12 protein-coding genes and 4 pseudogenes are annotated in these 12,445 nt (G+C 40.8%); 6 read left to right on the top strand and 10 right to left on the bottom strand.

What is annotated here, in order from left to right; translation table 11 throughout:
* Positions 1-86: 86 nt before the first annotated feature.
* The 3 genes and pseudogenes from ACSLFW_RS10015 (at position 87) to ACSLFW_RS10005 (ending at position 3,094) form a co-directional block, all read left to right on the top strand.
* A pseudogene (locus tag ACSLFW_RS10015) lies at positions 87-1,888 on the top strand (alpha-amylase family glycosyl hydrolase).
* Between the two features lie 79 nt (positions 1,889-1,967).
* Complete coding sequence (locus ACSLFW_RS10010) at positions 1,968-2,543, top strand: hypothetical protein (protein ID WP_436555624.1); 576 nt, start codon at positions 1,968-1,970, stop codon at positions 2,541-2,543.
* Between the two features lie 323 nt (positions 2,544-2,866).
* Complete coding sequence (locus tag ACSLFW_RS10005) at positions 2,867-3,094, top strand: hypothetical protein (RefSeq protein ID WP_436555623.1); 228 nt, start codon at positions 2,867-2,869, stop codon at positions 3,092-3,094.
* A 32-nt stretch (positions 3,095-3,126) separates the two neighbouring features.
* On the opposite strand, the pseudogene ACSLFW_RS10000 reads toward ACSLFW_RS10005, so the two are convergent.
* Positions 3,127-4,401: pseudogene (locus tag ACSLFW_RS10000) on the bottom strand (adenylosuccinate synthase).
* 26 nt (positions 4,402-4,427) lie between these two features.
* Positions 4,428-4,910: a Fur family transcriptional regulator gene (locus ACSLFW_RS09995; protein WP_436555622.1), complete on the bottom strand. Its 483-nt coding sequence runs from the start codon at positions 4,908-4,910 to the stop codon at positions 4,428-4,430.
* Positions 4,911-5,089: 179 nt separating this feature from the next.
* Between ACSLFW_RS09995 and ACSLFW_RS09990 the strand changes: the two genes are divergently transcribed.
* The 3 genes from ACSLFW_RS09990 to ACSLFW_RS09980 all read left to right on the top strand — a co-directional run bounded on the left by ACSLFW_RS09990 (position 5,090) and on the right by ACSLFW_RS09980 (position 6,574).
* Positions 5,090-5,521 (top strand): hypothetical protein, encoded by a 432-nt coding sequence (locus ACSLFW_RS09990; RefSeq protein ID WP_436555621.1) that lies wholly within the window; start codon positions 5,090-5,092, stop codon positions 5,519-5,521.
* 31 nt (positions 5,522-5,552) lie between these two features.
* The gene (locus ACSLFW_RS09985) at positions 5,553-5,987 is read left to right on the top strand and encodes a hypothetical protein (protein ID WP_436555620.1); all 435 of its coding nucleotides are present in this window, start codon (positions 5,553-5,555) and stop codon (positions 5,985-5,987) included.
* 137 nt (positions 5,988-6,124) lie between these two features.
* The gene (locus ACSLFW_RS09980) at positions 6,125-6,574 is read left to right on the top strand and encodes a hypothetical protein (RefSeq protein ID WP_436555619.1); all 450 of its coding nucleotides are present in this window, start codon (positions 6,125-6,127) and stop codon (positions 6,572-6,574) included.
* Between the two features lie 71 nt (positions 6,575-6,645).
* On the opposite strand, the gene ACSLFW_RS09975 is transcribed toward ACSLFW_RS09980, so the two are convergent.
* The 8 genes and pseudogenes from ACSLFW_RS09975 to ACSLFW_RS09940 form a co-directional block, all read right to left on the bottom strand.
* Positions 6,646-6,858 carry an ACT domain-containing protein gene (locus ACSLFW_RS09975; RefSeq protein WP_436555618.1) on the bottom strand — a complete coding sequence of 71 codons (213 nt, stop codon included), beginning with the start codon at positions 6,856-6,858 and terminating at the stop codon, positions 6,646-6,648.
* On the bottom strand, positions 6,840-7,676 hold the full coding sequence (locus tag ACSLFW_RS09970; RefSeq protein ID WP_436557425.1) for a TGS domain-containing protein: 837 nt from the start codon (positions 7,674-7,676) through the stop codon (positions 6,840-6,842). The genes ACSLFW_RS09975 and ACSLFW_RS09970 overlap by 19 nt, the downstream gene beginning before the upstream one ends.
* Positions 7,677-7,835: 159 nt before the next feature.
* Positions 7,836-8,862 (bottom strand): annotated as a pseudogene (locus tag ACSLFW_RS09965) (HD domain-containing protein); the annotation flags it as partial.
* A gap of 80 nt (positions 8,863-8,942) precedes the next feature.
* Entirely contained in the window at positions 8,943-9,698 is a 756-nt protein-coding gene (locus ACSLFW_RS09960; RefSeq protein ID WP_436555617.1) for a LytR/AlgR family response regulator transcription factor, read from the bottom strand.
* A 65-nt stretch (positions 9,699-9,763) separates the two neighbouring features.
* Complete coding sequence (locus ACSLFW_RS09955) at positions 9,764-10,084, bottom strand: 2TM domain-containing protein (RefSeq protein WP_436555616.1); 321 nt, start codon at positions 10,082-10,084, stop codon at positions 9,764-9,766.
* A gap of 10 nt (positions 10,085-10,094) precedes the next feature.
* Positions 10,095-10,408, bottom strand: a pseudogene (locus ACSLFW_RS09950) (2TM domain-containing protein).
* A 15-nt stretch (positions 10,409-10,423) separates the two neighbouring features.
* Complete coding sequence (locus tag ACSLFW_RS09945; protein ID WP_436555615.1) at positions 10,424-11,779, bottom strand: 2TM domain-containing protein; 1,356 nt, start codon at positions 11,777-11,779, stop codon at positions 10,424-10,426.
* A gap of 26 nt (positions 11,780-11,805) precedes the next feature.
* Positions 11,806-12,429 (bottom strand): hypothetical protein, encoded by a 624-nt coding sequence (locus ACSLFW_RS09940; protein WP_436555614.1) that lies wholly within the window; start codon positions 12,427-12,429, stop codon positions 11,806-11,808.
* Between the last annotated feature and the right edge of the window lie 16 nt (positions 12,430-12,445).

Below are 12,445 nucleotides of genomic sequence, written 5' to 3'. Positions count from 1 at the left end.
GAACAGCAGTTATGAAAAAAATTATAATGGCCGCAATGATCAGCCTTACACTGACCGCCAACGCACAAAATAAAAAGCACAAAGTAATGGTTCATCCAAAAAAAGAAAAAGTTTCGGAGAAGAAAGCAGTTGTATACCAGGTTTTTACGAGGCTTTTCGGAAACAAAAACACCAACAACAAGCCGTGGGGGACGATTACAGAAAACGGCGTCGGGAAATTCAATGATTTTACCGATACCGCGTTGCAGGAAATCAAAAAGCTCGGCGTCACACACATTTGGTATACCGGCGTTCCGCACCACGCTTTGGTGAATGATTATACATCGATTGGCATTTCAAACGACGATCCCGAAGTCGTAAAAGGCCGTGCGGGCTCGCCTTATGCCGTGAAAGATTATTATAATGTAAACCCGGATCTGGCGGTCAATCCAGCGAAAAGACTTGAGGAATTTGAGGCGTTGATTGCAAGAACCCACAAAAATGGACTCAAAGTCATCATAGATATCGTTCCGAATCATATTGCCAGAAAATATGAGGGAAAAACCAACCCGAAAGGCGTGCGTGATTTTGGCGCAGACGATGACACTTCCGTGGAATACAAGCGCGACAACAATTTTTATTATATTCCGGGACAGCATTTTCAGGTGCCGACATCAGATTCTTACAAACCATTAAATGGCGAAAAAAATCCGATGATTGATGGCACTTTTGATGAAAATCCGGCAAAATGGACGGGCAACGGCTCGAGACTGGCCAAACCGGATATCAACGACTGGTATGAAACCGTAAAAATCAATTATGGCGTAAAACCTGACGGAACGAAGGATTTTCCGGAATTGCCGGAAGGTTTCGACAAAAAATCATACAAAGAACACTTCGAATTCTGGAAAGATAAAAGCGTACCTTCTTCATGGAAGAAATTCCGAGATATTGCATTGTACTGGACTGCGAAAGGCGTTGACGGTTTCCGTTATGATATGGCCGAAATGGTGCCTTATGAATTCTGGAGTTATATGAATTCTGCCATAAAAATGAAAAATCCGAATGCCTTTTTGATGGCGGAAGTGTACAATCCGAAAGAATATCGTCATTATATCCAACTCGGAAAAATGGATTATTTGTATGATAAGGTACAGTTTTACGACAAATTGAAAGATGTAATTCAGGGCAAAAGTTTGCCGGATGGCATTTCAGATATCCAAAATGATTTGTCGGATATCGAACATCACATGCTGCATTTCCTCGATAACCACGACGAACAAAGGCTTGCAAGTCCGGAATTTGCCGGAACTCCTGAAAAAGGAAAACCTTTAATGGTGGTTTCTGCTACGATCAGTACTTCACCGACGATGGTTTATTTCGGCAGGAAGTTGGTGAAGCCGGAAATGAAAATGCCGGTTTCGGGACACATTCGCGCACTTCGATTTTTGATTACATCGGCGTTCCTAACCACCAAAAATGGATGAACGGCGGGAAATTTGATGGTGGGCAGCTTTCTCAATCTCAAAAAGATTTGAGGGATTTTTATAAAAGGTTATTGAATTTCACCATTTCGAGTGATGCATTGATGGGACAATTTCAGGAAATCCAGACAGAAAACCGCAATATCACCAAAGGCTATGATGCCGGAATTTACTCATTCGTTCGTTGGTCGTCTCATCAGAAACTTGTTGTGATTGCGAATTTTTCCTGGGTTACGAAAAGCCATTTTGACCTGGCAATTCCAAAAGCGGTTATTGAAAAATGGCAGCTCAAAGACGGCACTTATTTTCTGAAAGACCAACTATATGGAAAAAGCAGGATTGAATTCAAAGTTTTAAACGGCGAAGGTAGAGCGAATATAACTGTCGAACCATCAGAATCATTTATTTACGAGCTTGAGCAATAACACAATAAAATGTTATTTTTTACGCTACATCAGGAGGTTTTGATACTTTTATCCAAAATTCAGGTTAATGCATAAGGGCATGAAATTTTTTACTTTTATTTTAATAACGCTTTGTGCAACGGGCATTTATGCGCAGGAATTGAATACTTCGAAGCCGACAAAGCTCACGGGAATTTCAAATCCTACGACGCCCGATATCAAACCGCCATTGTTGTCGCCTCCAAAACAAACCGATGCATTGAACATTCCGAAATCAAACACATCTTCGCCACTTCCGACGGAAGATAAGCCTATCAACCTCAGCGGACAGAATGGTTTTGTCAATCCGAACGAAAAATACCTGACAAAATTAAACAAACGTACGGGCGGTTTTGAAAACGATCCGGCGATGAAAAGGAATCAGGATTACGGCCAGATTACCACTAAAGCGTCGAATGTTTACATCCTTTTCAGGGATTTTGGTGCGATTGATGGCGACCAGATTAAATTGTCAGTTAATATGACGCCATTGATTTCACAAGCGACTTTGAGCGGCAATTATCAGGTTTATAATCTTGCGTTGGTGAAAGGATTTAATAAGATTGACTTTTTGGCGCTGAATCAGGGGACTGAAGGTCCAGAATACTGCAGAGTTCAAAATTATCGAATTCGATGAAAACGGAAAGGTTTTGGTTGAAAACACATGGAATTTAGCGACTGGTTTTAGCGCAACTTTCCTGATAATCAAAGAATAAAAAACCATACTTCGAGATAATTATTGAAGCGAATCTTCTGAAAGTTTAACAATTTCTACGGTTTTCCCGTAATATAACGTATTGAAAAAAATCGTAACTTACCTTAAGGGAAGGGGCAATTCCATCCCTACGAAAAAATCGGATTATCCGGATACGGGATTGCCGTAAAAATTGTTAAATTTTGATGCTTGCATCATAGTTTACAATCACTGTATAATTCAGAATAGCGCTAAAAGAAAAACACATGAGCAAACGCATCCACAAAGCCAAAAAGCGGCAAAAGAAAAATAAGCTCGGCGTAAAAAATTCGCTCGTCAACAACATCAATGCGCGCAAAAAGAAAGGAAAATCGAGAAGTAAAAAGAAATCGACGATTTCCAAAAAATCCTATTCCAAACTAAAAAACAATTGGGGGAAACGTAAAAAGCGTGGCAGGAAGAAAACGAAGAAAAAAAGTAAAAACAAAAAATAAAAAAGGCTGTCCAAATCTGACAGCCTTTTAATTTATTTCATAATCGTCTGTTTCCTGTCAGGGCAGAACAGAAACAATCTTAATCGGCACTTCAACTTCAGCTTCAATAAAATCGATGTATTCTTTTAATTCAATCGGAAGTGAATCGTAAGTCGTCAATCCTGTCAAATCAGCTTTCCAGCCTTTGAATTCCTTAAAAATAGGTGTTACATTTTCAGGTTCGATATTGTATGGTAAATGCGTGATTTCTTCACCTTTGTAATTGTAAGCCGTGCAAACTTTCAACGTTGAAAATCCAGACAATACATCGCCTTTCATCATCATTAATTGCGTGACGCCGTTGACTTGAATCGCATATTTCAACGCCACCAAATCCAACCAGCCGCAACGTCTTTGTCTTCCGGTTACAGAACCGAATTCGTTACCAACACGCGCCATTGTTGCGCCGTCTTCGTCGAATAATTCTGTTGGAAACGGGCAGCTTCCTACTCTCGTTGCATACGCTTTGAAAATTCCGAAAACCTCGCCAATTTTATTGGGCGCAATTCCCAATCCTGTACAAGCGCCGGCTGCTGTCGTGTTGGAAGAAGTTACGAAAGGATAAGTTCCGAAATCCACATCCAACAAAGAACCTTGTGCGCCTTCAGCCAAAATCGACTTTCCTTCTTTTTGCGCTTTGTATAAATATTCTTCGCTGTCGATGAACGATAATTTCTTTAATTCTTCAATGGCTTCGAAGAATTCTTTTTCCATTTCGGATAAATTATACTGGATCGCAACGTCATAAAAACGAATCATCGCTTCATGCTTGTCTGCCAGTGCGCGGTACCTTTCTTTGAAATCTTCAAGTTCGATGTCGCCAACGCGGAGTCCGTTTCTACCGGTTTTATCCATATAAGTCGGTCCAGATTCCTTTTAAGGTCGAACCGATTTTCGCCTTACCTTTTGCCGCTTCAGAGGCCGCATCGAGCAAACGGTGCGTCGGTAAAATCAAATGCGCTTTACGCGAAATGATTAGTCTTGAATAAATATCGATGTTGAATTTTTCGAGACCTTCGATTTCTTTCTGGAAAACGACCGGATCGATTACGACGCCATTTCCAATCACATTAATGGAATTCTTGTGGAAAATTCCCGATGGAATCGTCCTTAAAACATGCTTGATGCCATCAAATTCCAATGTGTGCCCGGCGTTAGGCCCAGCCCTGAAAACGGGCAATAATGTCGTATTTTGAAGTGAGTACGTCAACAATTTTTCCTTTGCCTTCGTCGCCCCACTGCAATCCTAATAATAAATCTACGGTCATTCTATGTGTGTTTGTGTTGTTTTGTGTTATTCCGCGGAAGCGTTTTCCTCAGCTGCGGCTTTTTTCTTATTCGCATATAAATACAGCGAATGGTTGTGGATATCGATGTCAAAAATCTCTTCGATGGTTTTTTTAATCATCTGGATGCGCGGATCGCAGAATTCGAAAACCTCTCCGGTATCAGTCATGATGATGTGATCATGCTGCTTATCGAAATAAGATTTTTCATAATGCGCCTGGTTTTGTCCGAACTGGTGTTTGCGAACGAGCGCACAATCGAGCAGTAATTCGATGGTATTGTATAAAGTGGCACGGCTCACGCGATAATTTTTATTCTTCATCTTGATATACAGATTTTCGATATCAAAATGCTCCTCGCTGTCATAGATTTCCTGAAGAATGGCGTAGCGTTCAGGAGTTTTTCGGTGTCCTTTATTTTCAAGATACATTGTAAAAACGTTCTTTACAACTTCCTGATTTTTGCTGTTATCAACGGATATTAATGTCATGCGGCAAATATAAGGAAAAGTTTAGGAGGTACAAAGTAGCAAAGTGGCAAAGTTTAGTATTCAGTGCTCAGTATTCGGTCGGCAGCAATGCAATCGACATATCTTAGCACTTATCAATAATAAATATTTGCACGATAGGCACTTAATGGTTAGGTTTGCTGTAACTAACTGATTTACATATGAAAAAATTAATCTTATTTGCAGCATTTTCTATTGCTGCCCTTACCGCCGGAAGTTGTGCTTCCGAGGATGATGGGCTTCCTGAAAATAAAATTACCTTCACTGTTGACGGCGTCAAAAAAACCTATACTGCGATTGACATCGAAAGAAACGGACCTGAAGTAATCGTAAAAGCGACAACCGTCGAGCCGACCGAAGAATATATTCAGCTAAAAATGAATACGAATGACACAGGCGCCGAATCGGTTTATGAAGTCATGTATTTTAAGACCCAGACGCGTTGGTTCCATGCGGGCATCATTGGCAGCCTGATATCAAACCTGCAAATTAACAGCAATGGCCGCCTCAAAGGTACTTTTTCAGGTAATTTTGAAGCCGCCAACGACAATATGGTTGTTGTTACCAATGGCAAATTTGATATGTCTTATTAATTCAATAGATTTGCGTACAAAAATTTAAAAAATGAAAAAAATACTCTTATTCGCCGCACTTGCACTTGTTGCTTTCGGTTCTACCAACTGTTCTGGAGACCTCGAAAATACCAATGTTAACCGCATTACTTTTGTTGTTGACGGATTTACGAAAATCATCAACTACGTGACCATCACCTCAACTGACCCAAGTGTCGTTTCTATTTACGGACAAGTAAACGGCTCAACAGTCGAAACCATCAGGATCAACGTTTACAAAGAAGCCACCGGCACTGGTGCAATTCAGGAAATTGTTTTTACACAGGACAATGTTGAATATTACAGTTCGATTGGTAATAACGTTTCAACGAATGTCACGGCAAATGGCGCCGATCATAAAATAAAAGGTACATTTCAAGGCAACTTCAAGTCTTTGAGTAATTCCGGAAAAGTGATTGACAACGGTTCTTTTAAGATTACATATTAAGATTTTCATATTAAGATTTTCATTAAATGAAAAATCCCGCTTTAGTAATAAGGCGGGATTTTTTTGTACTGCCGCAATTAAAGTTGCTCAGTTAACTTTTTAATTTTATGTTTGCCGCTAACAAAACAAAATCTAAAATGAAAAAAATTATCTTATTCGTATCGGCAATCGCCCTTACAATGTCAATCAGTGCATGTTCATCAAATGATGACGATGGTGGAACAGGTGGAAAAGTTACTGCAACCGTCGATGGCGTTGCCAAGACTTTCGACGTCGTTGTAGTAAATGCAGAAACCATTACAGAGCAGGGAGAAACTTACAAAGAGCTTACTGTAGTGGCTACATCAAGTACTTCTGCAACAGAGGGATTCACTTTTTATCTTGACCAGGAAGATACGGGTTCAGATGTAATCTACGATTTCCGTTACCTCAAAAACAACGTTGGCTTTTTTGACAGCGGCAGCATGACGTCATCAATAACTACAAATACGGCTAACGGAAGACTGAAAGGTACATTTTCAGGAACGTTAAATGGTCTTGAAAATAATGTTGTTGTAACCAACGGTACTTTAGATATCCGTTACTAAGCAAATCTTACAATATTAAAAATCCCGCTTTAGCGATAAGGCGGGATTTTTTGTTTTTAGTTTTTCGCACACTAGTTTTTATAAACCCGCGTCACCTTATCAATCCCGTCAATCTTCTTGATATTATCGATAAGCCTTTTCAGGATTGTATTGTTCTGCACCACCACACTCACCTGCCCTTTGAAAATCCCGGCTTCGCTGCTGAGTGAAATGCTCTGGATATTCACGTGCATATTGCTCGAAATCACTTTAGTAAGTTCATTCGTCAAGCCGAGGCTGTCCATTCCCGTAATATCGAGAATCGCTTTAAATTCCTGCTGTGAAGAATCAATCCATTTGGCCTGAATGATGCGATACGCATAGTTGGATTGCAGGCTGATGGCATTCGGGCAGTCTTTTTGTGTACTTTGATGCCTTCGTTAATCGTCACAAAACCAAAAACCTCGTCGCCCGGAATCGGATTGCAGCACGTCGACAATTTATAATCGAGCTTGTCCTGGTCGATACCAAAAACGAGCATGTCATAATTGTTGCTGAGCTCTTCTTTCTGGATTTGTTCCGGCTGGTAAGTTGGCGTTCGCTTGATTTTGTTCTTGAAGAAATTCATGAACGTATTGCTCTTCAAGGCCGCATATTCCTTCAGTTGCGCATTTTCGATAGAACCTAATCCTGCGCGGTAAAAAAGGTCAAGACTTGTTTTTAATTTGAAGAAAACAACGAGTTCATTTATTGTATTTTCATTGACGGTCAGCTTCAGGTGGCGCAGTTTTCGCGTAAGCAACTCTTTCCCGTCTTCGGCAATTTTCTTCATGTTCTCATTCAGAACACTTTTGATTTTATTCTTCGCGCGCGCCGTGGTCACATAATCAAGCCAGTGTGAATTGGGTTTTTGATTGGCCGATGTAATGACCTCAATCTGATCGCCGCTTTTGAGTTCATGATTGAGCGGAACCAATTTCCCGTTAACGCGCGTCCCTCTCGTCCTGACACCGATTGCCGAGTGAATACTGAACGCAAAATCAAGTGAAGTCGCGCCTTTCGGCAATGATTTGATTTCGCCTTTTGGCGTAAACACGAAAATTTCCTTCGAATATAAATTCATCTTGAAATCCTCGACAAAATCTACGGCGTTGGATTCCTGGTTTTCAAGCGCTTCTTTGAGCAGGTTCAGCCAAACGTCGAGTCCGCTTTCTTCGGTCGCGCCTTGTTTGTATTTGTAATGGGCAGCATATCCGCGCTCAGCAATTTCGTCCATCCGTTCGCTGCGCACCTGCACTTCTACCCAACGGCCTTCGGCAGATGACGGTAATGTGCAATGCTTCGTAACCGGTTGATTTTGGTGAAGAAATCCAGTCGCGCAAACGACTCGGACTTGGGCGATAATGATCCGTTACAATCGAATAAATTTTCCAGGCGATGAATTTCTCATCGTGCTGTGACGATTTGTAAACGATGCGCAGCGCAAATTTGTCATACACTTCGTCATAACTTACATTCTGCGCCTTCATTTTGCGCCTGATCGAATAAATGGATTTCGGGCGGCCTTTGATGACATAGTCAATATTTTCAGTATCAAGCGAATTTTTGAGCACATCAGAAATCGTCTTGATATATTCGTCCTGTTCTTCCTTCGTTTCCTTGATTTTACTGACGATATCATTGTAAACCTGCGGTTCGGTATATTTCAGGCCGAGGTCTTCAAGTTTGCTTTTAATGTTGTAAAGTCCTAAACGGTGTGCCAGCGGCGCATAAATGTATAAGGTTTCAGATGCGATTTTGAGCTGTTTCGGCTCTGCCATCGAATCCATCGTCTGCATGTTGTGAAGGCGGTCGGCGAGTTTGATGAGGATTACGCGTACATCGTCATTGAGCGTCAGCAGCATCTTGCGGAAATTTTCTGCCTGGATTGAAATATTGAGGTCTTTCTGAACCTGCGCGATTTTCGTCAATCCTTCAACGATCTGCGCGACTTTCGGATTGAACATTTTTTCGATGTCGGCAACCGTTACGTCGGTATCTTCAACGACATCGTGCATTAACGCAGCAGCAATAGAAGTCGCGCCCAGACCAATTTCTGAGGCAACAATTTTCGCAACGGCGATAGGATGAAAAATATAGGCTTCACCGGATTTGCGGCGCTGGTCTTTGTGGGCATCAACCGCCACATCAAAAGCCTTGCGGATCAGTTTTTTGTCTTCTTCGCTGAGCGTTTGGTAGCTGATGCGCAGGAGTTCTTTGTATTCGCGGGCTATGGCTTTGTTTTCCTGTTCAATTTCTGTCTCTGTCATGGCATTTCAATCGTTGCCTAAATATAAGAAGAAATATAGCATGAACAACAACGGAATTTGTAAAAATCTTCTGCAGGAAATCAGTCAAGCCAGTCTTTAAATTCATTGACGCGTTCACGGCTTACTATGATTTCGTCGTTTTTGTATGTCGGCAAAATGACTTTCAGGCGTGAATTGCTGTACATTACGATTTCCTTAATCGCTTTCATCGGAATGATAAATTTACGGCTGACGCGAAAGAAATCTGCCGGATCGATTTCGGTTTCTAATTGTTCCAATGTAACATCAAGAAGATAATCGCGGTTGTCGTAAGTATGGATATAAGTGCCTTTATTTTCGCTGTAAAAACATTCGATTTCCTCCGTGTTGATCATTTTGAGCTGTTGCCCTAGTTTGATCGTAAAGCGTTTTTTATAACTTTTTTCAGCAGGATTGACGAACATTCTCTTGATCATTTCAAAATCGAGCGAAAGGTTTGGCGCGGCGATATTTCTGGCTTTGAATTTATTGACGGCGATTTCAAGTTCATCTTCATCAATCGGTTTCAGCAAATAATCAATGCTGTTGAGTTTGAAGGCGCGCAATGCATATTCGTCGTAAGCCGTCGTAAAGATAACCGCACTTTTGATTTCTGCTTTCTCAAAAATTTCGAATGAAAGGCCATCAGAAAGTTGAATATCGAGGAAAATCAAATTCGGATGTGGATTTTCACCAAACCAATTTAATGCTTCTTCTACAGAATGCAGCATTGTATTCACCTGCAATCCAAGCTTTTCAACTTTTCTTTGCAATAGTCGCGCAGCGGGTTTTTCATCTTCGATGATGAGAATATCCATTTTGGTACAGGGTTTGGGTTCTGGTACAGGGTTTTGAAACTAATCAATGAATACTGATCACTAAACTATTCCCATTTTCCTTTGCTTTTATTCTTGTCCATGATTTCACGGATTTTGCGTTCTTCCCAGTCACGCCCGAAATACACGTTCTTTCCGAATACGCCTACGGCATGAAAGGCGAGGCCAATTCCCCAGAAAAACGCGGTCGAAAAAGTATTGAATTCGAGGAATTTCTCGCCCGGATCGAGGGTAAAATATTTGGTAGCAATGAGAAATAAATTCACGAGAATGTAAACTGTCAAGTGCTTGTAGAATCCGGAAATGGCTTTTACGCTTTTTGCAGCCCTTTCGTATCTCATTTTTTCGTTTTCTGTCAGGTTTTCCATGATTGTTGGTTTATTGGTTAAAGTTGTTTCTTCTGTTTCGTTCCTCCTCCATGAAGGCTTTTAGTTTTTTATCTTCCCAATCCTTCCCTAAAATCGGGTTGTATCCGAAGGCAGATGTGGCGTGAAAAATCAGCCCTATACCCAGCCCGCCATCGAGAAATAAAACCAGTGAAATTCAGGTACGAATACCAGGTTAATCACAATCAAAACCGGGATTATAATACAATAGCACGCTAAATTATAATAAAAATTCCTGATTTCGCGCACGCGTTTTTTGGTTTTCCGGTATTCTAATTCTTCTTCGGGATTATTGAAATTTTTCATGATGCATTTCTTTAATTATTGCCATTTATCCGATTTGTGTTTTTCCATCAGTTCCCTGATTTTTTTGTCTTCCCAATCCCTTCCGAGGAATGGAACAAGATTGAAAACGGTGATTCCGTGCACGACTACGCCAAATCCCCAGCCCAATCCCGGCCATAAAAACCAGAGATATTCGGGCGAAGTAGTGAGATTTAATATGGCAAATGCAATGGTAAAAACGATATACGAAATCAGGTTGCCGTAAAATCCTTTGATATCGTCTACTCTTTTTTGTGCTTTGATGTAAATGCTTTCCTGGTCATTGAATTGTGTTTCCATAATAGCGATTTGTTTGGTCAGCATCGGCAGCGCGACACTGAAAATTTTGTCTGTTTGTTCAATTTGTACTTTGCGCCGCGTCATGATCGAGTAGCGGTTGATGATGTTCTGCAATCCGACGCCTTTGCGGTCCTGAAGGACTTCCTTTTTCTGGAAATCATTTTCGATGACGAGGTAATCGCCACGCTCAAAAATCCTTATATAGAGCGGTTTACTTTCGCTGGCGACATTGTGCTTTACCGTATTTTCAAGTAATAATTGCATGGATAACGGAACGACTTTAGCTTCCGGATTTTCGAGTTTTTCGGGCAATTCATAGAAAACGCTGTTCTCGAAACGCATTTTTAAAAGATTCATATACGTTTTTGCGAACGACATTTCTTCTTCTACAGAAACCAGGTCTTTGTCTTTTTGCTCAAGGACGTATCGGTAGATTTTTGACAGCGAAGTCGTGAATCTTTGTGCATTTTCCGGATTTTCCTCTATCAGTGAACTCAATACATTCAGGCTGTTGAACAGAAAATGCGGATCAATCTGGTTCTTCAGGCTTTCAAATTGCGCTGATGCAGTTCCGGCGATGATTTTTTGTTCTTTTACTTTCTTTTCCTGTGCCGATTTATAGAAATAAACAGCATGAAAAAACAACGAAATTACGAGCGTGATAATCAGCGAAACCACATAATATTCGAATCTTTCACCATAAAGAAAAGCCGTGATGTCGTGCCCGTGCAAAACCGTATCGACAAACATCCGGATGAAGAAAATTCCCGCCATTGTAAGCGAAATACTTCCGGCAGCACCAATGAGAATCCTGTATTTGGAATACTTTTCCCAAACTACTTTTCTGTTCAGGTATTGGAAAAACGCGCTGTTGACGAGCGTCAATGTTACGCCGTAAAGGCAATAATAACCTAATTCTTCAAGAAATTCCTGATTGAAAATCACTTTCCTGCCATACACAATCTCAATAAAAATCAACACGGCGGCAATGACGGCACTGATGAAAATGCCCCGCAAAATTGCCTTGAAAATATATCGGATGAATGTTTGCATGTCAATTGATTCAATCAGTTCTGGTATTATTTTTTGCAGCTTTTCTGTGTTTCCAAAGCACCGTCCAATCCCCAACTTGGGAAATACGGAACATCAGATTTGAATTTTCCGAAAAGCTCGATAGACCTATCAACCTGCGCGCACATTGGTTTAGTGTCATTCCCGAAATACTTGGCGCCACCGATTTCGAATTCTGCTTTACCGAAAACAACCCTTGGATTTTCAGGCGCGATGATGGCAGCTTTGGTATAAATCTCCATTACTTTCGGTGAATATTTCATGCCATTTACCATCGGATCATAAACAATCCACGCGGTATAAATCATCGCCTGCATCACCATGAGTTCGGCATTGTTGGGTTCTTTGTCTAATTCTATATCCAACGCAGCCTGCGCTTTTGTAAGCAATGCGCTGATGGTTTCTTTGTCTTTGGTTTGGAAAGCCGTGGTTGTATTCACCAAAGCAACATAATAATTCGGAAGCCAGTTGTTCTTTTCCGCGGAAGCGATTCTTTCAAAAAGCGCCGAAGCTTCAGTGTTTTTACCTTGTCCCCAAAGTTCGAAGGCTTTCTTCATGCCGTCATCGTATTTGGTTTGTGCGGTTAGTAAACTACAGATGAATAAAGTCGCTGTAATGATAATTTTTGTCATGATTTTATTTTTTAAA

Origin of the sequence: Flavobacterium sp. 3HN19-14 (genome assembly GCF_051373205.1) — a bacterium.
Classification (GTDB): Bacteria; Bacteroidota; Bacteroidia; order Flavobacteriales; family Flavobacteriaceae; genus Flavobacterium.
The sequence above is the reverse complement of the archived record's forward strand: the minus strand, read 5'-3'. Positions and strand labels throughout refer to the sequence as shown.

Excerpts from the sequence above, each read along its gene's own strand:
- ACSLFW_RS10010 (WP_436555624.1), top strand. The coding sequence starts at position 1,968 with ATGAAATTTTTTACTTTTATTTTAATAACGCTTTGTGCAACGGGCATT.
- ACSLFW_RS09955 (WP_436555616.1), bottom strand. The coding sequence starts at position 10,084 with ATGGAAAACCTGACAGAAAACGAAAAAATGAGATACGAAAGGGCTGCA.
- ACSLFW_RS09975 (WP_436555618.1), bottom strand. The coding sequence starts at position 6,858 with ATGGACAGCCTCGGCTTGACGAATGAACTTACTAAAGTGATTTCGAGC.
- ACSLFW_RS09945 (WP_436555615.1), bottom strand. The coding sequence starts at position 11,779 with ATGCAAACATTCATCCGATATATTTTCAAGGCAATTTTGCGGGGCATT.
- ACSLFW_RS09985 (WP_436555620.1), top strand. The coding sequence starts at position 5,553 with ATGAAAAAAATACTCTTATTCGCCGCACTTGCACTTGTTGCTTTCGGT.
- ACSLFW_RS10005 (WP_436555623.1), top strand. The coding sequence starts at position 2,867 with ATGAGCAAACGCATCCACAAAGCCAAAAAGCGGCAAAAGAAAAATAAG.
- ACSLFW_RS09960 (WP_436555617.1), bottom strand. The coding sequence starts at position 9,698 with ATGGATATTCTCATCATCGAAGATGAAAAACCCGCTGCGCGACTATTG.
- ACSLFW_RS09940 (WP_436555614.1), bottom strand. The coding sequence starts at position 12,429 with ATGACAAAAATTATCATTACAGCGACTTTATTCATCTGTAGTTTACTA.
- ACSLFW_RS09980 (WP_436555619.1), top strand. The coding sequence starts at position 6,125 with ATGAAAAAAATTATCTTATTCGTATCGGCAATCGCCCTTACAATGTCA.
- ACSLFW_RS09995 (WP_436555622.1), bottom strand. The coding sequence starts at position 4,910 with ATGACATTAATATCCGTTGATAACAGCAAAAATCAGGAAGTTGTAAAG.
- ACSLFW_RS09990 (WP_436555621.1), top strand. The coding sequence starts at position 5,090 with ATGAAAAAATTAATCTTATTTGCAGCATTTTCTATTGCTGCCCTTACC.
- ACSLFW_RS09970 (WP_436557425.1), bottom strand. The coding sequence starts at position 7,676 with ATGAATTTATATTCGAAGGAAATTTTCGTGTTTACGCCAAAAGGCGAA.